Annotated in this window: 15 protein-coding genes; 7 read left to right on the top strand and 8 right to left on the bottom strand. The window is 47.5% G+C overall.

The genetic code is table 11. The annotated features are described in order from the left end of the window. The first annotated feature begins 357 nt into the window (after window positions 1-357). Window positions 358-1317 carry a M48 family metallopeptidase gene (locus ACQ4M5_RS19095; protein ID WP_430677257.1) on the top strand — a complete coding sequence of 320 codons (960 nt, stop codon included), beginning with the start codon at window positions 358-360 and terminating at the stop codon, window positions 1315-1317. Between the two features lie 80 nt (window positions 1318-1397). Continuing rightward, window positions 1398-3299, top strand: coding sequence for an iron uptake porin (locus tag ACQ4M5_RS19090; RefSeq protein ID WP_430677256.1), 1902 nt, complete (start codon window positions 1398-1400; stop codon window positions 3297-3299). Window positions 3300-3358: 59 nt separating this feature from the next. On the opposite strand, the gene ACQ4M5_RS19085 is transcribed toward ACQ4M5_RS19090, so the two are convergent. The 3 genes from ACQ4M5_RS19085 to ACQ4M5_RS19075 all read right to left on the bottom strand — a co-directional run bounded on the left by ACQ4M5_RS19085 (window position 3359) and on the right by ACQ4M5_RS19075 (window position 9403). Next, a complete protein-coding gene (locus ACQ4M5_RS19085) occupies window positions 3359-4837 on the bottom strand; it encodes an alpha-amylase (RefSeq protein ID WP_430677255.1) in 1479 nt (492 codons plus the stop codon). 215 nt (window positions 4838-5052) lie between these two features. Next, window positions 5053-7197, bottom strand: a complete 2145-nt coding sequence (locus tag ACQ4M5_RS19080) for a GumC family protein (RefSeq protein WP_430677254.1) — start codon at window positions 7195-7197, stop codon at window positions 5053-5055. A gap of 79 nt (window positions 7198-7276) precedes the next feature. After that, window positions 7277-9403: an SLBB domain-containing protein gene (locus tag ACQ4M5_RS19075; RefSeq protein ID WP_430677253.1), complete on the bottom strand. Its 2127-nt coding sequence runs from the start codon at window positions 9401-9403 to the stop codon at window positions 7277-7279. Window positions 9404-9928: 525 nt separating this feature from the next. On the opposite strand from ACQ4M5_RS19075, the gene ACQ4M5_RS19070 reads away from it, so the two are divergent. From ACQ4M5_RS19070 to ACQ4M5_RS19050, 5 genes are all read left to right on the top strand, one after another. Then, window positions 9929-10828 carry a phosphodiester glycosidase family protein gene (locus ACQ4M5_RS19070; protein ID WP_430677252.1) on the top strand — a complete coding sequence of 300 codons (900 nt, stop codon included), beginning with the start codon at window positions 9929-9931 and terminating at the stop codon, window positions 10826-10828. Further along, entirely contained in the window at window positions 10821-11444 is a 624-nt protein-coding gene (locus ACQ4M5_RS19065) for a DNA-3-methyladenine glycosylase family protein (RefSeq protein ID WP_430677251.1), read from the top strand. The genes ACQ4M5_RS19070 and ACQ4M5_RS19065 overlap by 8 nt, the downstream gene beginning before the upstream one ends. A gap of 37 nt (window positions 11445-11481) precedes the next feature. Then, window positions 11482-11703 carry a hypothetical protein gene (locus ACQ4M5_RS19060; protein ID WP_430677250.1) on the top strand — a complete coding sequence of 74 codons (222 nt, stop codon included), beginning with the start codon at window positions 11482-11484 and terminating at the stop codon, window positions 11701-11703. A gap of 2 nt (window positions 11704-11705) precedes the next feature. Then, window positions 11706-12149, top strand: coding sequence for a type II toxin-antitoxin system VapC family toxin (locus ACQ4M5_RS19055; RefSeq protein ID WP_430677249.1), 444 nt, complete (start codon window positions 11706-11708; stop codon window positions 12147-12149). Window positions 12150-12253: 104 nt separating this feature from the next. Continuing rightward, window positions 12254-14137 carry an SUMF1/EgtB/PvdO family nonheme iron enzyme gene (locus ACQ4M5_RS19050; RefSeq protein ID WP_430677248.1) on the top strand — a complete coding sequence of 628 codons (1884 nt, stop codon included), beginning with the start codon at window positions 12254-12256 and terminating at the stop codon, window positions 14135-14137. 117 nt (window positions 14138-14254) lie between these two features. Here ACQ4M5_RS19050 and ACQ4M5_RS19045 read toward each other — a convergent pair whose 3' ends face one another. The 5 genes from ACQ4M5_RS19045 to ACQ4M5_RS19025 form a co-directional block, all read right to left on the bottom strand. Next, window positions 14255-14539 (bottom strand): type II toxin-antitoxin system RelE/ParE family toxin, encoded by a 285-nt coding sequence (locus tag ACQ4M5_RS19045; protein ID WP_430677247.1) that lies wholly within the window; start codon window positions 14537-14539, stop codon window positions 14255-14257. Further along, window positions 14536-14760, bottom strand: coding sequence for a hypothetical protein (locus ACQ4M5_RS19040; protein ID WP_430677246.1), 225 nt, complete (start codon window positions 14758-14760; stop codon window positions 14536-14538). The genes ACQ4M5_RS19045 and ACQ4M5_RS19040 overlap by 4 nt, the downstream gene beginning before the upstream one ends. Window positions 14761-14901: 141 nt before the next feature. Continuing rightward, window positions 14902-16272: a glycosyltransferase family 4 protein gene (locus ACQ4M5_RS19035; protein WP_430677245.1), complete on the bottom strand. Its 1371-nt coding sequence runs from the start codon at window positions 16270-16272 to the stop codon at window positions 14902-14904. Between the two features lie 80 nt (window positions 16273-16352). Then, window positions 16353-17423, bottom strand: coding sequence for a glycosyltransferase family 4 protein (locus tag ACQ4M5_RS19030; protein WP_430677244.1), 1071 nt, complete (start codon window positions 17421-17423; stop codon window positions 16353-16355). Window positions 17424-18038: 615 nt separating this feature from the next. Next, window positions 18039-23657 (bottom strand): response regulator, encoded by a 5619-nt coding sequence (locus tag ACQ4M5_RS19025; protein ID WP_430677243.1) that lies wholly within the window; start codon window positions 23655-23657, stop codon window positions 18039-18041. Window positions 23658-23819: the final 162 nt, after the last annotated feature.

Here is a 23819-nt window from a genome sequence, read left to right as displayed (position 1 = left end):
ATTTAATCAATCAAACTTTAATTGCGATGTCCGAAATCAACTTTGCGACAAAGAAAATCAATTTCAGGACTTCCATTATCTGATTCTGCACTTGCAAAATTAGATAATGGAGTTGCATTCTTAAGTTTTGCTTATGTCGAATCTGAATTGACATAAGCATTATCTGATTTCGCACATGCATTATCTGATTTGGCGATCGCGTTATTTGATTTCGTATGTCGATCTCCCATTGCTTAACCTGTCAGAGTAACTTTCGACCGATTTGCTGCTAGGGTTTTGAGCCAGAGTCTTGATCAATTCAGGAAATTAAGTGTGTATGTTAGCGTTGATAAACCTGATTCAAGTAGAAGATTTGCGATGCCAAACTATCCCGGAATTTCGAGTGAAGCCTTTCGCCATCCGCTCGATCGACAAGCTGAAGAAGCCTTAAGAAGTGTCCCCGGATTTGATCTGGTTGCCCGTAAATTCGTGGAATTTGTCTACGAACGTCCCCGCTACATTTATCTCATGGGCAATACGATTCAAGTTGGCGTTCGACAGTTCTCAAGTGTCTATCAAATCTTTCGCGAATGTTTGCAGTCTTTAGATGTTTCTCCAGAACCTGCATTATTTGTCTCTCAAGCACCCTCTGTGAATGCGTATGCGCTTGGACAAGAGAAACCTTGTGTGGTGCTGAACAGTGCATTACTGGATTTGCTGTCTGAATCAGAACTACGATCGGTAATTGCTCACGAACTCGGACATCTTAAGTGTGGGCATACGACGCTGACTCAAATGGCAATGTGGGCGAACTTTGCGATCGCAGGTTTAGCGGATCTAACATTCGGTCTGAGTAGCTTTATCAGCACTGGATTGATGTTGGCATTCTATGAATGGTTGAGAAAAGCAGAACTCTCTGCCGATCGCGCTTCATTGCTCGTGATGGATGAACTCAACCCAACCTTACAGGGAATGATGCGACTAGCAGGAGGTTCGCTCAAATATGCTCATGAAATGAGTTTAGACGAACTGATCAAACAAAGCGATCGCTATCAAGAACTCGATAATGATCAACTGAATCAGCTTTATAAATTCTCCCTGTACAACGATGTTTCTAATGGTGTGTTTCTTTCGCATCCATTTACGATCGAGCGAATTCGATTCTTGCAAGAATGGTCGGCTTCCTCAGAGTTCCAAAACATTCGTCAGGGAAACTATGTGAGAGTCGGAGCCGAAGGATCGATCAAGGTAGATCCGCAGAACGGAGAAGCGGATCAATTGAAGCGACAGATCGAAGAATTGCAGCGAGAGATTGAGAGAATGAAGCGATCTCAATAATTCGTCTAAGAAGCTACATCCGCTTAAGGGAATGTCTGATACGATACATCATTGATTGAATTCTCTATGGTGTGAGAAAAATGTTAAATCCTTCTCGTTACTGGAAGCTGTGGTTAGCGGCTCCAGCGACTTTGGTCTGGATGCAGTCTGCTCAAGCGTCGGAAAAACTGCAAACTTCAGAAGTTCAGACAACCTCGATCGCATCTCAGGTCAAAGACTTCGCCTCGGAAACGCTGCAAGTCTCAGCACCTTCGCTCAAAGTCAAATCGGATGTCAAAGAGGCATCTCCGAATTTTGATCAAGTTAACAGTGTCGCGACTCTGGAATCGACTGAGGCTGCCCCCGGAATGGAGCAAGTCACCTCCGTTTCGCAATTTAGCGATGTCCGCCCAACTGATTGGGCATTTCAAGCGCTGCAATCCTTGGTCGAGCGCTATGGCTGTATTGCAGGATATCCCGATCGAACTTATCGGGGAAATCGAGCCTTAACGCGGTTTGAATTTGCAGCGGGATTGAACGCTTGTCTCGATCGCATTAATGAACTAATCGCAGCCGCAACCGCAGACTTAGTTAAAAAAGAAGATCTCGCCACGCTGCAAAAACTTCAAGAACAATTCGCCGCAGAACTCGCAACGATTCGCGGTCGCGTTGATGCTCTAGAAGCTCGCACCACGACTTTAGAGCGACAACAATTCTCAACCACAACGAAGCTATTCGGGAACGCTTACTTCAATATCACGAATGCCAGTGCAGGTCGCGATGTCTTGTTTGAGGGTGTTCCAGGTTCGCCAGCAGATGCGAGATTTGCAGGAGTCAGAACCGCAGCGGGAACTCCGATCGCTTCAGTCGCACCTGATCCTGAAACGACACTCAGTTTCCTAACCTGGCTCACACTCAGTACTTCGTTCACGGGCAGAGATAACCTGGTGACTCAATTGGCGGCTGGAAATGGCATCTCGCCTTATAACCAGTACGCCTCAGCCGGATTCTTCAATGCCAGCGGTGCACCGTTTACCGACCAGACAGCCGGAACCGTGAACGGAGCGAGTGATATTGTCATTCGTGATTTGTTTTATAGCTTCCCGCTCGGTGAAGCAGTCAAGGTCACAGTTGGTCCTCGAATTAACTGGTATCGACACTTTGATGGCAATCGCTTTCTGAACATCTTTGCATCAGGAGCCAGCTTCGACACTTCAAATAGTACTCAATCGAATTCGATCGATCGAGGTTCAGGAGCCGTGGTCGAAGTTCAACTGAGCCGCCAGTTCCGTTTAGCATTGGGCTATCTGGGCGAGAACACCGAGTTTCTCCCGTCTCAGTTCGGCTTCAACACCTCTAGCAATCCAAGATTCGGATTATTTGGTGGAACCAACACTGCTTCAGCCGAATTGACTTTCTCACCGAGCGACAATTTCAATCTGCGTTTGCAGTACAACTACTCGCGGATTCAAGCTTACGGCGGACAAGTTGGCGGTGCGATCGGGGAACCCATCCCCTACGGTTACTTAGATGCAGGAGTCCCTGGAGCTTCGGTCTTTGATCCGATCACTGGAACGGTGAGCGATGGTGGACTGCGATATGCTTACGCCAATATGTTTGGTGTGAACTTCGACTGGTTGATCACGCCTGGAATTGGATTGTTTGGACGGTATAGCTTTGCAAACACTCGATTGAATCCAGTGAATGGTCGAGTCGATACGCAATCCTTCCAAATCGGAGCGGCTTTCCCTGATTTGGGTAAAAAAGGCGCACAAGCTACGATCGCATTCGTGATGCCGATGGATATTACTCGCGGTCGTCGCTTCTTTGCAGCGGGTGGCGGAGATGGCGGAACCCAGTATGAACTGGAAGCTTCGTACTTTTTCCCAATCTCGGACAAGATTGCGATCGTGCCAACGTTCTATGCAATCTTCAATCCGAATAACTTTGATGCAAATCCAACCGTGTATGTTGGCAACATTCGCACCCAGTTTAGTTTCTAAGCGTTGATTGCTAAATTGAAATCTCCGATCGCGAATCACCACGATCGGAGATTTTTCTTTTAGGCTTGCGGAACCCAAACCGAGACAGAACCACCATTACAGCGGAATTCACCCCAGCCGTGTTCATTGGTCGTAACGGGTTCTTTTACGTGCTCAGTCATATCGATGTAAGTGCGATCGCAGTGTCCCACTTCCATCCATTTACTTCCCCCGTCTCCGTTACTCAGCACGACTGCCATTCCACCCGGATGCTCTTCATTCCCTAAGCGCGTCCAGCCCACTAAATTCGGATGATCAAAATAGTTGTATTGATCCCCGTAAGCATATTCCCGTCGCGCATACAAGAACTTATCGATCAGCCAGCGATGACTATCGATCCAGACTTCATGTTCATTCCCATCGCCACCATAGTCACGGTAGCAAGCACCATAATAGGCAGGATAAAAAATGCAAGGATAACCTTCACACCGCAGCAGAATCAACGCATAAGCTAACGGTTTGAACCAGGATTCAACCGGAGATTCTAACGACTGCAACGGCTGAGAATCATGGTTATCGACCATTGTGACCGCGAGACACGGTTGCTGTTGCACAACCGTATTATCAAAAATCTGGCGCATATCATAGCTATTGCCCGATCGACTCGCGGCATGGAAATTGTAGTGCAACGGTGCATCAAACACCGCGACCTTTCCTTGCGTTGCTTCAATGAAATAGTGCAGTGCTTCCACTTCATACGACCAGTACTCTGCAACCGCAAACAGATCCCGCTGACCATAGTTCTGCATGTGTTCCAGCCACTCTCGGAAGAATGGAGCCGTCACGTGTTTCGCTGCATCAAACCGGAAACCATCCACTCCGGTTGTGTCGTAGTACCATTCCCCCCAGCGCTTCAGTTCCTCGCGGACTTCCGGATTGCTCATATCCAAATCACAGCCCATGAGAAAGTCGAAGTTGCCTTTCTCTAGATCTACGTTCTGATCAAATTCCTTACCTTTGAGCAGATAGACGGCTTGCTGTTGCTTCTCGTACTCGTTGTAGTCGATCGCATCAAAGTGCCACCAATGCCATTCCATCTTAGAATACTTGCCGCCCCGTCCGGGAAAGGTGAAATGCGTCCAAGCTTTCACAGGCTTGTATTCTCCGATCACTTCTCCTCGATTGTCCTGACTGAATGGAGTTGCTTCAACCACTTCTTCATGGTCTGCACCCATGCGGTGATTAAATACCACATCCGCATAGACCATCATTCCTGCTGCCTGAGCCGCTTTAACCGCTTTGATATATTCGTCTTTTGTGCCGTACTTGGTACGAACTGTTCCTTTCTGATCAAATTCCCCCAAGTCGTACATATCATAAACGCCGTATCCCACTTCATATCCACCACCAACCCCTTTATAAGCAGGGGGCAACCAAAGCGCTGTGATACCAGCTTGTGCGAGTTCTTCAGACTTTTCTGCAAGCTCATTCCAGAATGTTCCATCGCTCGGCAAGTACCAATGAAAGTACTGCATCATCACGCCATTCGGTTCAGACATATTCCGACTTTCCTTATCAACTTGAAGTAGTGTTTTGAATGCCAATTGTGCGATCGAACATCAGCCTGTCACTATCGGGCTTTCCTTTTCGATAGCTCAGATTCTAGGCAATGTCGATCGCGATTTCTATCCATCGCAAGAGAAATCTTGAACGCGATTCCTCTAGGCCTGAGTACAGATTTCAGCAACACATCTAGCTCAAGTTGAACTCGGAACTACTCCTCAGACAGATCCGTACCATTGCGATTCGCCACAATTCCTAGCACTGGAACTCGTGCGGTTTGTAGCGTATCTAACATTTGTCTGAGATCTCCTTGGTCTGTCCTACCCACACCCGTCACCACTAACATTCCATTGGTTTGAGGAGCCAGTAGACTACTATCGGCATAGCTCAAGGCAGGGGGCGCATCAAAAATCACCAGATCATACATGGCTTTGAAATAGTCATTCAAACGCTGCATCTTTTGAGACGACAACAATCGAGTCGGATCAAGTGGCATCTTTCCACCTGTAAGAATCGAGAAATTCGTGCGTCCCAGCGAAGGTTCGTCGCCCCCTCCAGCCGTGACCATTGCTTCCAGTCGTTGAATCACTTCTTGAGGATTCAAATTCTGTGCGACCAGTTCAGTTAGTCCTCGATCGTTTGGCACTTCTAATCGCTCTGCTAACTGTGGATTTCGCAAGTCAGCATCGACCAATAAAACTCGCTGACCCATCGCAGCAGCGGCTTGTGCTAAATTCACCGCAACCGTTGTTTTGCCATCTCCAGCGGTGGGAGAACTAACGACGATCGAGCGCAATGGATGTTCGGTGTTCAACAGCGAAAGATTGGTATAAAGCGATCGAAACGCTTCTGTAAATGCGCCATCTTGAGCAAAATCGGTCGAGGTGCGATCTTGCAGATTTTGCAGAACGGCTGGCATTGTTCTCTGACGGGGCGCAGCAGCTTCCGCCGGAATCATGCCCAACACAGGAAGCTTGGAGATCTTTTTGATATCCGAGATGCGGCGAATTCGTCGATCGAAGCGATCGGCTAAGATCGCCAGTCCAGTTCCGAGTAATAATCCTGCGATCGCGCCGAGAATAATATTGCGCTGCGGTGAATTGGTCGGCTCACCCGGACGGCTCGGCGGCGTGATTAACTGCCACGGAATATCGTTCTGCGCGGCTTGAATCTGAAGATTTTCGCGTGTACTCAGTAGCCGCGTCAAACTATCAGTGGCAACCGTGCGCTCCCGCTCCAAATCCGTGTAGATTCGTGCCAGTACAGGAACCCGCTGAACTTCCCCATTCCAATACGCATCCGCTCGATTCAGGACTTGACGGCGCGTTGCCAGCAGCGACATATCCGTTCCTAATTTTGCCAACTGATTCCCCAATACCCGCTGCGCTTCTTGCCGCAACACCGGAATGAGACTATCTCGCTGTTGGCGCATTGCCCGCATTTCAGCCGTGTCTGACTGGAATCGAGTCGATTCTGTGGCAAGTTTCGCTTCAAGCTCCCGAACCTTATTCAACACACCTTGATAAGATCCATCTGCCGCCAGTGCTGCCCGAACTCCATCACTATCCTGCAAACTGCCGATCTGCCTTTGAGTATTGGCAATCTCTTTGTCGTTTTGAAATTTCTCATTGTTGATTGATTGGACTTGATTTGTCACCTGTCCGGCTAAGGATTCAGGGGCAATAAAATTATTTTGCTGTCGAAAGGCTTGGAGCTGCCGCTGTAGTGTATCGACTCGTCCTCGCGTCTCTTTAATCTGTCGATCGACAAACGTAATGCCAAAACTGAGATTCGTCTCGCGTTCTTTCTGGCTATATTTCAAAAAGCCTTCCGCAAACTTATCCAGAACGAATTTAACGCGATCGGGATCAGAGTCTTGATAAGACACCGCAATCATCTTCGTGTCTTCAGGGCGGCTGATATCTAGCTTCGAGCCGAGATCCTCATTCACAATATCCGGATAGCGTTGCTTAATCTGCTCAACGATCGGCTGAAGTAATTTCGCACTCCGCAAGACTGCAATCTGAGTTTCATAACTCATGCCGTCTTCGGTCGGCTTCATCGTGGGATTAAGCGGCTCTCGATCCTGCTGCGTCTGAATGCTGACGGGTTCAACCAGCAGCAAAAACGAACTTTCGTAAATGGGGGGCTGATTCCAGGTGATTGCCCAGGTTGCAGCCGTGGATGCAGCGGTCACTCCAGCGATCAGTGCCACTCTTCGCCGCAGAGCTTGTACCAGCTTGCCAGAGTCTTCCTCACTGTCACCCGTATCAAGTGTCAACACATATTCTGGAGGATGCGGAACTTTGCCATTTTTACTGGCAGGGGAAAGGGTTGAATTGATCTGGTTTTCCATGAAATCACCTAAACAAAGGTCGAGAGCAAGAAGCGCCGAAAGCCGAAACAGCGGTTCACAGGTGACAGAACAGGGACCGTTAGAATCCAAAGATGCTACGGAACGGCAAGATTTGGAACACAGGACCTAACACACTACCAAGCGCATCCCCGGTTTTCGCCAATCCATTGCGCTCGACAACGAGAACATCGCCGTTTCGCAGCAGTGGGTTTCCTTTTTCATCCACTCCACGCGACAAGTCGATGGAAACATCGCGCCGCGACACGGTTCCGTTGGGGTTGAGTCGCACCAGTTCTACCCGCCGACGATTGGCTTGACGAGTAAATCCGCCTGCTTGTAACAGGGCTTGATTCAGCGGTGTATTCATCGCCACATCGATCGATCCGGGTCGGGTCACTTCGCCAACGACTGTCACCTTGACCGATGAAGGAGCAAAGCTGGCATCTCCGAGTTGTCTTGCTTCTTCAGGATTGAGCGCAAGCGCGGTCGGAATCTCGATCGTGTCGCCTTGCTGCAAGACGAGATCTTGATTGAGGTCGCCCGATCTCAGAAGTTGCCACAAATCGACGCTAATCGTTTGCGGGGTTCCGTTGCGGGTGCTACGACGGACTTTCACTTCTTTGAGGTTAGCAAGCTGTTTGATCCCGCCTGCTTCTCGAATCGCACTGGATAGCGTTGGAACGGGATCTTTAATTGTGTAGGGTCCGGGACGTGCCACTTCACCGACGATCGCGACATTCACAGGTTGAGCCGCGACACTAAAGTTGGCATCTTTTCGTTGTGTCACTTCTGCCAAGTTGACCGAAGTTGCTGCTGGAACGAGGATTGAATCTCCATCTCGCAGCGTCAGATCTTGACGGATATTTCCGGTCGTGAACAGTTCCCACATATTCAGCCGAATTTCTCGATCCGCGCCCGATCGCTGCGGACGACGCACAATCACCTGACGCGCATCCGCAGCCAAGTTCATCCCGCCTGCTTCCCGAATCAGTCGAGTAATCGTCGGGAATTTGCCTCCCTCCCCAAACGTCAGAGTATAGGTTCCAGGCTTACCAACTTCTCCCGCGATCGCGACATTCAACGGACGAGCGCTCACCAAGCTGACATCAATCACGGGATCTCTCAGCAAACGTCTGTATTTTGCTGAGATCGCGTCTTGAGCTTGTTGCGTAGTCATTCCTGCGACGAGCAGACTGCCGACCCGCTGTAAGTTCACTGTACCGTTGACGAGGACTTGATACTCTTTGCTGTACTCTGACACGTTGAGAATATCAACCCGAATTTTGTCGCCCGCACCCAAGGTATAAGAGTCACTATCGGCTGCATCCGCTTCTGCGCCGGAGAATGTAAACGTTTCTGGAATGGGTGCTGTTGTAGGCGGCAAGGGGCGACTCGGTGCAGCAGGATTGACTGCTGGTGCTGGATTGCTGGGCGCAACAGTAGGTAACGCCGCAGAGGCTACTTGGGTCGAAGTTTGAGTCGAATTTAGCGCATTGGTTCTAAGTAATTGCCGATGAATATAGGTCGCGGCATCGGCGCGGGTGACGATATCTTTTGGGCGTTGCAGGGTTGCAAGTGTACTCGATCGACTGGCTACTTTTTTCACCACTCCTTTAAATTGAGGATCGGTCAGCGGTGCATCCGGTCGAAAGGTTCCATCGCTAAATCCAGTCATAATGCCCTGCTGCATCAAAGCTTGAATGCTGGCTTGAGCACGATGACCTTGGATATCTTTAACAGCGGCAGGATCGGTCGTGGTGGGTTTCGGTGCAGTCGCCGCTTGGGGCGTTGGAGCGACTGCAACTTTAGGCGGTGGCGGTGGAAGTTTCAGCGTTTCTTGGATGATGCTATCGATCGGCAATTGATTCACATCCACCACAGGCAAACTGGGAGGCGCGACCGCTACTTTGGGTGGAGGGGGTGGAGTCACCAATTGACTGATGACTGGAGGTTGTGACACTCCAGAGGGATTCGGAACTGTAGGGAGGGAGGCAGCCGAAAACAGACTTTCAGGTTGAGACATCGCGATCGAGTTTGGAAGCGGTGCGGCTGTCGGCAGGGCGCGATTCGCTTTGGGAGTATTGGACGGGGGAGGAGTAGCGCTGGGCGTTTTTGCGTCCGATCGGGCTAACTCTTGAGCCACGACTGCCGCAAAAGCACCCAAAGCGAGAAGGGAAACACGGCTTGGTGATAACTTCAACTTCATAAGCTCACAAGGGGATTGAACTCTGCTACATAAATGGGTCAAGGAGAAGCGCAGGGATTCTCTGGACTGTTTAGCTGCCTACGACTACTGATACGGTAATCCTCCGGAGGAATCAGGACAAAATCTGGTTGGTTCCAGAAACAACATCAAATTTTTGGATTTAGTTCGGTAAGAGTACGGCAATTGAAGAATTTTGCTGCTCAGTAGAAATCCTTCCGTGTCTTAGAATATCCCTGTTGATGTTGAATTCATTGAGATGAAACGTCCTGATTTTGCAAATAAATCGATAAAAACACGGATAGAATTACGGAATATCCGTACTGAGATCGCGCGATTCTCCAATTCTTCCCCGTAAAATCACGCCCATATTTTCACTTTGTTTCCAGGCTTTCACTTTTTTCATCCGTCTGCTGGAATTCACGCTCTAATGAAGAAACGATGAAGCATTCGACCTTCGTTTTAAGTCGAATGACTTGTAGGGTTATGAAGTTGTTGTAAAGCTGTGCCATCATCAGGAGTTCGATCGTGAGAGGATTGTGGGTCGCAAGTTTGGCTCTATTTGCGTCTGGCAGTTTGGGACTGTGGTTTGTCTATTCGCTGATTCCGTCCGCGTCTGTTTCTTCAAAATCGACTCCGACTCCCGTTGCGTCTCCCGCCTCGGATTTACCGAAGTATCAGAAATATTCATTGCCAAATAGCGATATTCACACGGTGACGATTTCGCCCAAAAGTCGATTTACAGTGTCGATCGCGCTTTCCCCGACCTTGGAAACGATCGATCAATTTGCGAAATCTCAAAAGGCAATTGCAGTTTTGAACGGCGGATTTTTTGATCCAAAAAACGAGAAAACGACCTCGTATGTGACTCAAAAAGGCAAAGTCGTAAGCGATCCGAGCAAGAACGATCGCTTAATGACCAATCCGGATCTCGCTCCTTATTTGCCGCAGATTTTAGAGCGATCAGAATTTCGCAGTTACCAATGCGCGGCTAAAGTGCAATATGCGATCGCAACTCGATCCGCCCCAGTTCCATCCGGTTGTAAATTAATCGATGCGGTCGGGGGTGGACCTCAACTCTTGCCACAGTTCACCGCCACTGAGGAAGGCTTTGTCGATCCGAATGTGGGACGCGACTCGATCGGTGTGACTCAGCGCAATTCAAGAAGTGCGATCGGCATCAAACCTGATGGTTCAGTCGTGTTAGTGATGGCAGCCCAAAAATCGGATGCCCCAACAAATTCTGGAATGTCAGTGCAAGCAATGGTGAGCTTCATGCAGCGACTCGGTGTGAATCAAGCTCTAAATCTGGATGGGGGTTCTTCTTCGGCGTTGATTTTCCAGGATCAAACGTTCTATGGCAAAGTGGATAAAGCGGGTCAACCCGTTCCCAGAGCCATTAAATCCGCCATTGTGGTACATGAATAAGCTGGATTATGCCATTGCGATCGAATCTCTAAAAACTGCTGATCCGAAACTCGGTGCAATCATTGATCAAGTGGGTGATTGTACACTCGATCAATCTCAACATCCGGGTACTTTGCTGGATTCATTAGCTCGATCGATTATCTATCAACAGCTTTCTACTAAATCTGCAACAGCTATCTATCACCGTTTTCTTAAACTATATGAGAATGGGATAACCGCAGAAGCAATTCTAGAGACACCCGATGAAATGCTACGTGAAGCAGGTCTTTCACGTCAGAAGATCATTTATATGAAAGACTTAGCGCAAAACGTACTAATAGGTTTACCAACACTAGAAGAATTAAATTTGTTAGACGATGAAACAATTATTCAAACGCTAACGAAAATTAAAGGAATTGGACGTTGGACAGTTCAGATGTTGTTAATTTTTCGGCTGCATCGTTGGGACGTTCTACCTGTGGATGATTTAGGAATTCGATCGGGAATTCGTCGAGTGTATGAATTGGAAGAAATGCCCGATCGTGAAACAGTGCTAGAAATTGGCAAAGCTTGGAAACCGTATTGTACGATCGCAAGCTGGTACTTATGGCGAAGCTTAGAACTTCCTAAAACGTGAACTATGTCAAAATTGACTAAATAGCTTTTACATAGCCATGACTAAACGACTTGAACAAGCGATCGCACGATTGAAAACCTTGTCAACCGATAAGCAAGATGCGATCGCGACTCTGATTCTGAATCAGCTTCAGGAAGACGACTTTGAAGCGATCGCAGATCAACTTGCAGATGAGTTTCAGCAGTATGTTGGCTCAGGTGTCTCGCCTTTATCGAATGATGCTGTCAGTCGATCGGGCATCTACGAGGAGCATCCCTAAACGTGCTGTATTTGCTAGATACGAACATTCTACTAAGGTTTACCGATCGGACTGATCCGCTTCATTCTCTAGTTAGAAGTGCCATTCGCAAGCTACGGCAAGACGGACATACTCTACGGGTATGCTCCCAGAATTGTGTTGAATTTTGGAATGTTGCAACTCGTCCTGCTGCGCGAAATGGATTTGGAGTAACGCCTGCTGAAGCTGCGAGGCTATTACAGTTAATCGAGCGACTTTTTCCTGTGCTGTCTGATAGTTCTGATGTTTATCATGAATGGTGTAGGTTAGCTATAGCCTTTGGCGTTTCAGGAGTCCAAGTACACGATGCCCGACTTGTAGCAGCAATGAAGGTTCATTCGATTTCGCAGATTCTCACATTAAATGCAAGAGATTTTAGGCGGTACAGCACTGAGGGAATTGTGGCGGTTGCACCAGACACTGTTTGAGTGCTTTCGATTCTTCTCAGCCGATCGCATCCTTACCCCTCGATTCGCTGCCATCTTGCTTACAATGAAAAACAATCATTGTGTCAAGACGGTAAATCGGGCGTATGGCTTGGAATCTGGGGCAACAAATTAAACAAGGTAAGTATCAGATCGTGCGGAAGCTGGGCGAAGGTGGCTTCGGAATCACGTATCTGGCGCGGGACACATCAGGTCGATCGATAGTGATCAAAACCCCCAATGAGAAGGTTCTCACCCATCCACAGTCTGATAAGCTATTAGAAGATTTTCTTAATGAAGCCCTGAAACTGGCTCGATGTCAGCATCCGCATATTGTTCAAGTGACTGAACTCATTCGCGAAGGTCGGCTTGATGCGATCGTCATGGAATACGTCGAAGGGCAAAGTCTACGAGATCTTCTCAATTACTACGGGGTACTTCCTGAAGTGCAAGCATTGAAGTATATTCAGCAGATTGGACAAGCTCTGACTGTTGTTCATGCTCAGGGATTGTTGCATCGGGATATCAAGCCAGACAATATTTTGGTCCGATCGCAGACTGATGAAGCAGTGCTGATTGATTTCGGAATTGCCCGTGAATTTGTGCGCGATTCAACGCAGATGCACACTCAGATTCTGACTCCTTTTTATGCCCCGATCGAGCAATATGATCAACGGGCGCAGCGGGGAGCTTATACCGATATATATGCTTTAGCAGCAACCTTATATGAGTTGGTCACAGGACAGCTACCGCCTGATTCACGAACACGAGAACTAGAAATGCTGCGGTATCAGTCTGATCCGTTGCAAGCGCCAAAATCAATTCATCCGAAAGTAAGCAATTGCACGAATAATGCGATTTTGAAAGGGTTAGAGATCGAAGGGAAACACCGACCGCAAAGAATGCAGCAGTGGTTAGATTTACTAAAACCGCCTGCAATCCTCTCTCCGAAACCGATTGTTATCCCACAATCTATTTCGCCTTCATTAATAATAGTTGTATCCCCAACCCTGCACCCGTCCTCACTACCGACTTTGGCTGTATCACCCGCCTTGCATCCATCCTCACTTCCAGCGTTTAGGTTTGAGGTTGTTACAGTAAACGATCGAGGACAGAAAATCGATCAACGTTCAGCGCAAGCAAAGTATTTCGGGGAACAACTTGCAAAAAGCAGTTTGTTCTCAGGTTTGTTCTCAATTGATGTGTTTCTCGACATGGTTTTCATTCCGGGTGGAACCTTTTGGATGGGCGCGGCAAAAGGGGAACTAAAAGCGCAGGAGAGTGAGAAGCCTCGGCATCAAGTAACGATTAAGCCTTTTTTCATGGGTCAGTATGCAGTGACTCAGGCACAATGGAAAGCGATCGCGAAATTGCCAAAAATCAATCGAGATCTTGCGCTTCATCCTTCTTGCTTCAAAGGGATTCACCGACCTGTTGAGAATATATCTTGGGATGACGCGATCGAGTTTTGCGATCGACTAAATCAGAAAACTGGAAAGCAATACCGACTACCGAGCGAGGCTGAATGGGAATATGCTTGTCGAGCTGGAACAACAACCCCGTTTCACTTCGGAGAAACGGTTACACGGGACTTAGGGAACTTTAACAGCGAGTATCCTTATTCAAATGCACCGCAAAGACCGTATCGAGGGCAGACGACTGAGGTCGGAATTTTTCCACCAAACGCATTTGGACTACATGATATGCACGGTAATGTTTGGGAATGGTGTGAGGATGTCTATCACTCCAATTACCAAGGTGCGCCTACAGATGGAAGTGCCTGGACATCTTTTGATAAAAAAGATGCAGACCGTCTGCTGCGCGGCGGCTCGTGGTTTCATTCCCTACGCCGTTGCCGTTCTGCGTATCGCTTCTATCTTCCGCCCGATTTCCGCCGCCATACTACTGGTTTTAGGGTTGCCTGTGCTATAGAGGATTCTATCTCTTTCCCCTCTTGCGAGTGGAATTCGTCTGCATGGATTAGTGCGTGATGTCGATCGTTCATCATGAATCAGGGATTTTGAGATGGGCGAATGCGATCGACCTATTCCCCAATCCAACCATAAAATAGAGAGGAAGCGCGATCGCTCTCTAAAATCAAACCCTCACTAATAAACTTCGTCATGCGTTCCTGCGTCAATTAGCACGATTGATTCTTCCTCCGCCTCATTCAACAGTTCAAACCGAAAGACAATCCGAAAATCGTATTCCACTGAACAAGCCCATAATCCTTTCAATTCACCCTGAAGCTTATGCGTTTTAAGTGAGGGTGTGAATGGGTCAGTTTCCAGCAAAGATAGAACTTCAGTCACTTTAGCTTGAAGCTCAGGGCGATTCTTGCAACGTTTCTTTAGAGCGCGGCGGAAACTCTCATCAAAGAGTAACGTTCTCATTCCTCGTCCCCAAAGATGTCCGTCACAATCTCGGCAGCCGTTCCTCGTCTAGCCGTTCCATTTCGTACCGCTTCCATTGTCTTTTCTGCATTCTGGGCAATTTCTTGCCGCCGTTTACTAATTCGTCGCTTCTGAATCAAATCGAATAATACATCCTGCTCTTCTTCCGAAAGTGCTTCAACAAATTCAATCACTGTTTGGAAGGAAACCGCTTGGCTCATAAATCATCCAATGCTGAAATGCTTCTTCAAATTATAGAGGTGTAGATCCGTTAGAGGTGTTTGAAGCACGATCGCACAAACAAAAAACGAAGCCCCTCAAATCGTGGACTTCGTGCGACTCCCTAAATTTTCAAACCAGAGCTACGAAACTTTCGTCAAACTCTTTGCTGGCATCGTATTCACTCTCGAATAAGCCACTTTTCTCGGAGCCAAAACAACTCCATCGCCCATAATCGATTCCGCCAGCGATCGTCGATACAAATCACTCAACTGCGCGGAAACTCCAATCCAGCTAAAATTCTGCTGTACCCGTTCCGATGCCCGTTTGCGTAACTTTCTCGCCCACAGTTCATCATCCAGAATTCGCCCGATCGCCATTGCAAACGCGGCTGTATCTTGAGGCGGAACCAGCAACCCAGTCTCACCCGGAACTACAGTAAATTTCAAGCCGCCCACATCCGAAGCAACTACAGGCGTACCACACGCCATTGCTTCGATCGCAACCAGTCCAAACGGCTCATAATGACTGGGAATCGCACACACATCCGCTGCGGTGTAATACAGCGGTAAGCGATCGTGTCCAACTCTTCCCGCAAAAATCACATTCTCTGCAATTCCTAATTCATTCACCAATTGTTCGATCCGTTGGCGTTCTTGTCCGTCGGATTTATCAGAAGCACTACCACCGACGATCATTAATCGTAAATGCGATGGATCAGCCGCATTTCGTTTAATTAATTCAAACGATCGCACCAGTGTTTCAATTCCCTTACGCGGATCGAATCGTCCAACGTACAAGACAACTTCATCGGTTGGCTTCAATCCCAATTCCTGACGAGCTTCCAGCTTAGGAATCGTATGGAACTTGCTTAAGTCTGTTCCGCAAGGAATGACTTCGATTCGTCCCTTGTCTGAAACCAGCGATCGCAGCATCATTTCTTCTTGAGGACTCGTTGCCACAATACAACGCGCTTGTTCTAGAATTTGCTTCTCAACCGCTAAACGAGTTTCTGCGATCGCAGGACGATTTGGAACCGCTTGATACTTCACTGCACCCAGCGAATGATAAGTGTGAATCAATTCCACATTGTGCGTTTTCTGCACTTCTAAGCCAGCCCAAGCCGACATCCAATAGTTCGTGTGGATTAAAGGATAGTGATGCTTGGATTGATAAGCGAGAAACGACTCAACGAATTCCGGCATCAACTCAAACAACTGATCGCGTGGGACAAACTTCTCTTCACCTGCTTTTAGGCGAATGGTTCGGCAGTGTGGATTATGCTGAACGATCGTGTCATCATCCGGATTCGCTTTCCGCGTGAACATATCCACTTGCCAACCCAAGCGAGACAGCGCTTCTCCGACTTGGCGAACATAGACGTTTTGACCGCCTGCCTCTTCCCGACCAATGTCAGCCGCTGGATCGCCATGTTCAGAAATTAGCGCGATCGCTTGTCTCGGATTGTTCGATCGACTTTGCACATTGGCTAATTTTTCGTTGATTAAAACCATACTTCCATCTCCAATAATTTGAGCAAGAGAGAACGAAGAATAAATCTGTTTACCCTTCCTTGCACAGTGTTCTCCGTTGCTTAATTGAGTTGAATCACCAATCGCCCATTTCCGTTAAACACCTTCTCACCAAGCAATTGGCGGTATACGGCTTCGTAACCGTCTGTCATTCGCTGAACGCTGAAATACTCGATTACATGCTGACGACACAGAGCACGATCGAGATCTTTCACCTGTTCTAGAGCAGCAACGCACTCCTCAACAGTGTCACACAAGAATCCGGTCTTGCCATGACTAATCACTTCCGGTGCAGATCCCAGCCGCATTGCAATCACGGGTGTTCCTGCTGCCATCGACTCGACCATCACCAAGCCAAACGGCTCTTTCCAGGTGATTGGAAACAACGTCGCAACCGCTCCTCCCATGAGCATATTCTTCTGCACGTGGTTCGCTTCACCGAGATATTGAATCTGCTCTCCATCAATTTGAGGAGCCAGAATTTCGTCGTAAAACTCTTGATCGACGATATCGATCTTACCTGCCATTTTCAGCCGCATTCCTGTTCGCTTCGCAATCTCGATCGCGTGATGAGGTCCTTTTTCTGGCGACAACCGACCTAGAAACGCCAGATACGGCTCAGTTGGCTCAGCATAAAACTTGTAGCTGTCCACATCAATACCGTTGTACACAGTGTCTACATAGTTCAAACCCAATTCTGGTTTGCGCTGTGCGTTCGAGATACTCACATAATTCTGAGATCGAGCATACGACGAGTACAGCTTCTCGTTATCTGAGCTAAATACGCCATGTAGCGTATGAACTGTGGGTGTTTTCACAAATTGCGCGTAGGGCAGCACCGAGAATCCCATGTGAGAATGAATGATATCAAACTCATGCGATCGCTGATATACGTGCCCAAGCTGCATACTTTCGTAGACTTGGTACTCCTTCACGGTTGGATCAGTCCGAATGGCGCGAGGATGCACCGACTCCAAATTTGCCAATGTGATCGAGTCACCCGTCGCGAATAGCGTGACTTCGTGACCTCGACGCACTAACTCATCAGTCAACAGGCTCACCACTAATTCAATGCCACCGTAGGCTGGGGGCGGGACACGCTCCCATAACGGGGTCACTTGAGCGATTTTCATAAAAACCTCCTACAAGGTCAAACAGTTTGGTCGCCTCACACATGACAGAGACTCTCGTTCATTTGCTTCCTAGGAGAGCTAAGTCAGATTTAATAGAAATTTCAAAATCTGCCAAGACGGGCATTGCGACTTGACAGCGTGAAAAACACCACTCTAATCAAATGAGTGCTACGTAAATACTACGAAACGATTTCGGCAAAAGTACCTATCTCGGAATGGATTGTCGAAGTGCCCAAAATATCCTCTAGTATTGCCTCTGCCTTCTGTAGCGATCTATCTTTACATGACGCTGTAACAGGCTTTGGGCAGTCTTGCTTAGGCTTCACCGTTTCCGTGTTCGGTTATTACGAAATCTCCCAAAAGTACGATCGCGTTTTCAGAAATGGGCAGAGATTCAATCTTGTCTCTTTTTCTACCAAAATCCAAAATAAATAAATTTTGATTTTGACATCTTTCTTTAAAGAAACAGTTACTAGATTTGCAGATTGTCTTTAAATTCGTAGATTATCGCAAAAAAGGCTCTACCGATCGGTAGATTTACAGATTTTTTCTGAACTTCATAAAGAAGGTGGAACAGCCGCGTCCCACCCTTTAAGTATTAGAGGAAAATTTGCCCTAACTGTTCCCAGAACTATTGGAAGAAATCAGAATTTCGCCTTTCAGCATCCGTTGAGCCGCATCCAGCAGCGCTTCTTCTAAATACGGCTTCGTGAAGTACCCACTCGCACCGAGAGAAGCCGCCATTTGTCGATGTCGATCGGCACCCCGTGAGGTTAACATCGCGATCGGTAAGTTGGACAGATTCGGATCTTTCTGAATCCGCGACAGCAGTTCCAATCCATCCATTCTCGGCATTTCAATATCGCAGAACACAATATCGCAAGGTAGACCCGATCGCAGTTTCTCCCAAGCCTCCTGACCGTCGCGAGCTTGCTCGACGCGATATCCTACTTTGTTGAACGTCATCGACAACAATTCGCGTACTGTAATCGAGTCGTCCACGATGAGTACCATTGGCTCGGTCTTCGCTGCCACAACTTCGACCACAGGTTGAGCCGTTCCCGTCTCCCACATCGAACCCACATCGCGTCGAATCCGACCGACCGAGAGATCAATCAATTCCAGCACATCTGCGATCGGCATAATCCGCCCATCCCCTAGCACCGTCGCACCCGCAACCCCAATTGGTTTTGGTACTGGACCCTCAAGCTGTTTGATTACAATTTCCTGTTCTCCCAGCACTTGATCGACTTGCAGTGCCAGATAATTCCCTGCACTTCGCAGAATCACGATCGACACCATATCGTCTTCCTGATTTCCACCGTAAACGGTTCCGCGACTTAGATGACGATTGTAATTCAGCAGTTCTCTCAATGGTCGAACAGGCAACACCGCATCGCGCCAAGTAATACAAGGCTTTCCTTCCGCATCAGTTTGAAGCCGCTCTTTCGGGATGTCGAGCATATCTTCCACCCCATCCATCGGGAAGGCAATTCGAGCACGATCGCTAATACAACACAACGCTTTAGAAATACTCAGCGTCAACGGTAATCGAATCGTGAACATTGTTCCTTTGTTCTGAGTCGAATCGGTGCTAATCGTGCCTCGAATCTCGCTTAGACTGGTACGAACCACGTCCATTCCAACCCCACGACCCGAAAAATCATCTGCCTGATCTTTCGTACTAAATCCAGGATGAAACAGCAAATCATAGATATCTAAACGAGAGGCACTTTTCGCTTCAGCAGCCGTGATTAAACCTTTCTCGATCGCTTTCGATCGCACCCGTTCAACATCCACACCCGCTCCATCATCCGAAACCGAAATTACGGTTTGGTTTCCTTGATGGAATGCCCGAATCGTAATCTTACCCGTGGGTGGTTTTCCTGCGGCACGACGCACTTCTGGATCTTCGATTCCGTGTGTGATGGCGTTATTTACTAAGTGCGTCATCGGATCATAAAGATGTTCCAGAATCATCTTGTCGATTAGCGTGTCCCGTCCTTCGATCACGAGTTCTGCCTGTTTCCCGCACTTCATCGCGATATCACGAACGGCACGAGGTAAGCGATCGGCAGTCTGAGCAAACGGAACCATTCGCGATCGGGTTAATCCCTCTTGCAGTTGCGTTGTGACTTGTCGGAACATCCGCGTTACCTGATCCGTTTCATCGACAATAAACTCGATGTCAGAAGATGACTCCCGCACTCGCACAATCAACTCAATCATTTCTTGCGACAGCGAGTGGAATCCGGTAAAGCGATCCATCTCCAGCGGGTCATATTCAACCCCGATCGAGTTACCATTGCCCGAATTTCGTTCTGAGCCACCAAACGGAACGCTTCGGTTTTGCCGACTTGCCAAAAGCGAACTTTCTAACAGCGATCGCTCATACAAATCTTGCATCCGCTGTCCCACATCGCTTAATTGCTGTACTTGATACAACAAGTTATCGAGCGACTGTCTTAACCGTTCTTGATCTTGCTCCAGACTATTCCGGTTGACAACCAATTCCCCGACTAAGTTGCTCAAGTTATCAAGATGCTTAATCGGAACCCGCATTGTTTGTTCGCTGAATCCTTTAGCAGCACGAGTTGATCGCCGACCTTGTGGAGCCGCCGCCCGACTTTTTGCAGCACTACCCATCGTCATGTCGGATTCTTCCAGCATCTTCTCTAGATCGCCGAATTCCGCATCCGCCTCATTGGTCGCAGCAATATTATTTTGAGGCGTTGCTTCTGGAGCATCTGCAAGTAAGGATTCTAAATCGTCGAAATTGTCAATGACTGCTTCATGGCTTGGTGCTTCATTGAGTAGCGAGTCAAGATCATCTAAATTTGTTGTCTCATGATCATTAGATGGTTCACTCGCATTCAAGAAGTCATCCAAATTATCTAATTCATCATTGGATTGCACTGCTGCGAATCCTGCACCCAAAGTCGCGATCGCTGCTGCTCCCATTCCAAGATTGAGCAGAGAATCATCGTTAGACGGTTCACTTGCTACATCTTGCTGATCTCCAAGCAATGAATCAAGGTCATCCAGACTTGTATCATCAGAAGCATCGCCAGTAATGCCATCTAAATTGAACTCATCTTGATAGCTTATACTGTTCTCCTGAGTTGGGGTGTCTGCTCCAAACAACTCTAAGCTAAGGTCTGAAAAATCATCTTCAGATGAAGTTGAACTTTCTACAAATCCTAAATCAAATTCTCCGTCAGCTTTGACCTCTGTTGCTGGCTCGACCAAGCTCAAATCGAACTCGTCCTGCAAATCATCCAAGCCTTGATTAAGCGATAGTGCTTGAGCTGAAACTTCATCCCCGATTAAGCTGTCTAGATCAAGTAATTCGTTCTCAGTTTGGAGGCTAACGTCTTCCAAGCCGGAGGATTCGGTAGATGAGAAGTCGAGCGAATCTGCTAACGAATCTTCTGTATCAAACGATAGCTCTTCGCTCGAAATGTTATTTGTTTCCAAATCAATTGCTGGTTCAGAAGATAAACCAAGCAGATCATCTTCGTAAGATTCGGTGGATGAGAAGTTAAGTAGATCCGCTAACGAATCTTCTGTATCAAACGATAGCTCTTCACTCGAAATGTTATTTGTTTCCAAATCAATTGCTGGTTCAGAAGATAAACCAAGCAGATCATCTTCGTAAGATTCGGTGGATGAGAAATCGAGTAGATCTGCTAACGAGTCTTCTGTGTCAAACGATAGCTCTTCACTCAAAGTACTGTCTTTTTCTAAGCCGATCGCTGATTCAGAAGATAAACCAAGCAAAGCATCTTCTAAATCGATCGAGGATTCGGACGGTGAGAACTCAAGCAAATCTGCCAATGAATCTTCTGTGTCAAACGATAGCCCTTCAGTTGAAGTGTTGTCTAGCTCTATGTTGATCGTTGCTTCATCTGAAAAATCGAGCAAATCTGCTAGCGAATCTTCTGTACTGGAAGATGAACCGTTAACAGAATGTACTTGATCTTCTACAGATTCAGATGTTGAGAAATTGAGCAAGTCACCAAAAGGATCGGCTGTCTCATGGAGCGATTCTTCACTCGCAGTCCCTTCAAAATCTAATACTTCTTGCTCATCTGCATTGAGTGTGCTGAACCCATTCAAACTAAAATCAGCTTCTTCGTCTAAATTCAAGCTATTCAGGTCAGAAGTTGCTGTAACTTCTAACAACGGCTCACTGAGTAACTGATCAAGCTCTAAATTGTCTGATTCGGACTCATCTGTATCGAAGAATAAATCCCCGATCGATGCTTCATCAGTCAGATCTCCAGAAAACAGTGCATCCAAAACATCATCTTCTGAGGAATCTAATCCCAGTGATGATAGTTCCAAGTCCTCGCTTGCAATATCATCTAGCTTCAACTCGTCTGCATTCTTGGCAGCACCATTCTGCACTTCAGATTGGTCAAACAGTGCAGAATCGATCGACTCAGCTTCAAGCTCCAAGCTATCCCAAGGATCAGCCGCAATTTCATTCGTAGAACTAGGCTGAGATGATTCAATAGGATCATCCAAAACATCATTTAATTCAAGCGCATCCAGACCCAGATCTTCAGACGCACCTATCTCAAACATTCCATCCAACTCAGTTGGGTCAAAGCTATCTACCTGATCTAACTCATCAGCCTGACCGGATGCAGACAATCCTAAATCTGTGTCATCCAGTCCAGCAAAAAGTTCACCAAGATTATCGAGAGAACTTTCATCTTCCTCGAAGTCACTCACGCCCTCTGTCATCAAATCTAGGTCATCAAAGCCTAAATCTAGTGCTGCACCATTCCCTTCAACTGGTGATGTACTCTCAGCAGGAACGCCAGGAACGGTTCCGAACTCTGTTACATCCTCAGAGAAATCTGGTAACTCAAAGTCATCGACAGTTTCTAACGATGCTGAATCAGTTGTATTCAGTTCTTCTAGCAGATCATTTCCAAATAAATCTGCCAAGTCGCCTGTCTGAGTTACATTGCTTTCAGAGGGAGCCGACAAGAAATTCGCGAAATCTTCAGCTTCTTGTGCATCTTCAAGCGAACTAGAGAGCATCGAAGAATCCAAAATCTCTTCCTGTTCCCAAGTGTCTCCCAGTTCGGGTACATCGCTCTCAAACAAATCAGCAAGGCTATTCAACTCGTCCATGCCCATGTCAGGACCTTTCCGATTCTCGATCGCGGCTGGTACTTCTTCCATTTCCAGCGAATCGAACATCCCATCCAGGCTCATTTCTCCTGAGTCTAGCGAGAGCGCATCCGACTCTGGCAACTCAAACAGACTATCTAAGCTCGAATCTTCTACCGAATCGGTTGCTGCGAAATCTAATCCTGAAAAATCAAGTTCATCTGAAGAATCACTGTTTGCGATCGCAAAGAAGTCCGCCAATTCCAGATCCATCTCCTCTGTTGCAAACTGCACTGGAGCCATCGCTTTTAGCTGTTCACTCGGTGCAATCTCTTTGGCGCGTCCTGCTAGAACTAATCCCTGAGCTTGCTTAATCTCAGTAATAACCAGCGGCGCAAGCTCTCGATAAGCATTTTCAGGATTTGCGATCGCCCGATTTGCAGTTTCAATCAACTGACTCCACTGCACCAACCCAAACGCATCTCCCAATCCTTGCAGCCCTAAGCAAATCTCTTGTAACCGCTCACGAGCATTCAAGGTAGTTTCTGCCTGCCGGAACGTTTGCAGCATCTCGCGCAACTGCGCCGGGACATCATTTTGGAAAATCAGCAGAAGAGCATTATCTTGAACAGCAGCTTCAGCTTGTATTACAGTTCGATCGTCTGATGGAACGCTCGTTGCTTGCCGTTCTAATTGAGTGAGGTGCTGTTCGACTTCCGAGAATACAGGTTCTAGCTCTTTTAACGATGCTTGTGCTGTTTCTTCATCCAATCCAGCAGGCATTTGTAGCTGTTCTAAGTGCTCCTTCAACACATCAAACACTTTGAGCAACAGCGTTTCCAATTTGCGATCGGGTTTAATCGCTGGAGCTTCTTTCAAAATCTTGAAATAGTCCTCTAGACGATGAGCCGTTTTCTGGATGCTGTGCAAGCTCAACATCGCCGCGCCACCTTTGACCGAGTGCGCCGCTCGGAAGACTTCGTTAACCAGTTCTGGATCTGCCATCATGCCTTGCAGATTCAGCAAACCTTGCTCGATCGTATTGAGATGGTCTTTTGCCTCCTCAATGAAGTAGCCCATGATTCGCTGCTGTTGTTCCGGCTGCATCGCAATGTCCCTTTCTGTAAATGAGTAATCTCCGTTGAGCCTGGTTCAAGTTGAACGCGGAAGCCTCTGGGATGAAGATGACCAAAAATCGGTCGTCGCGGGTAGTGGGTCAACCCCTAGATAAAACGGTTTCAGTTTGTTGGCTTTACTGTAACCGAAGTC

This window comes from Leptolyngbya sp. AN10 (assembly GCF_050565645.1).
Lineage (GTDB): Bacteria > Cyanobacteriota > Cyanobacteriia > Leptolyngbyales > Leptolyngbyaceae > Leptolyngbya.
The sequence above is the reverse complement of the archived record's forward strand: the minus strand, read 5'-3'. Positions and strand labels throughout refer to the sequence as shown.

Coding starts and splice junctions, on each gene's coding strand:
- ACQ4M5_RS19085 (WP_430677255.1), bottom strand. CDS start 4,837: ATGTCTGAACCGAATGGCGTGATGATGCAGTACTTTCATTGGTACTTG.
- ACQ4M5_RS19095 (WP_430677257.1), top strand. CDS start 358: ATGCCAAACTATCCCGGAATTTCGAGTGAAGCCTTTCGCCATCCGCTC.
- ACQ4M5_RS19025 (WP_430677243.1), bottom strand. CDS start 23,657: ATGCAGCCGGAACAACAGCAGCGAATCATGGGCTACTTCATTGAGGAG.
- ACQ4M5_RS19075 (WP_430677253.1), bottom strand. CDS start 9,403: ATGAAGTTGAAGTTATCACCAAGCCGTGTTTCCCTTCTCGCTTTGGGT.
- ACQ4M5_RS19045 (WP_430677247.1), bottom strand. CDS start 14,539: ATGAGAACGTTACTCTTTGATGAGAGTTTCCGCCGCGCTCTAAAGAAA.
- ACQ4M5_RS19060 (WP_430677250.1), top strand. CDS start 11,482: ATGACTAAACGACTTGAACAAGCGATCGCACGATTGAAAACCTTGTCA.
- ACQ4M5_RS19040 (WP_430677246.1), bottom strand. CDS start 14,760: ATGAGCCAAGCGGTTTCCTTCCAAACAGTGATTGAATTTGTTGAAGCA.
- ACQ4M5_RS19050 (WP_430677248.1), top strand. CDS start 12,254: ATGGCTTGGAATCTGGGGCAACAAATTAAACAAGGTAAGTATCAGATC.
- ACQ4M5_RS19030 (WP_430677244.1), bottom strand. CDS start 17,423: ATGAAAATCGCTCAAGTGACCCCGTTATGGGAGCGTGTCCCGCCCCCA.
- ACQ4M5_RS19080 (WP_430677254.1), bottom strand. CDS start 7,197: ATGGAAAACCAGATCAATTCAACCCTTTCCCCTGCCAGTAAAAATGGC.
- ACQ4M5_RS19090 (WP_430677256.1), top strand. CDS start 1,398: ATGTTAAATCCTTCTCGTTACTGGAAGCTGTGGTTAGCGGCTCCAGCG.
- ACQ4M5_RS19065 (WP_430677251.1), top strand. CDS start 10,821: ATGAATAAGCTGGATTATGCCATTGCGATCGAATCTCTAAAAACTGCT.
- ACQ4M5_RS19035 (WP_430677245.1), bottom strand. CDS start 16,272: ATGGTTTTAATCAACGAAAAATTAGCCAATGTGCAAAGTCGATCGAAC.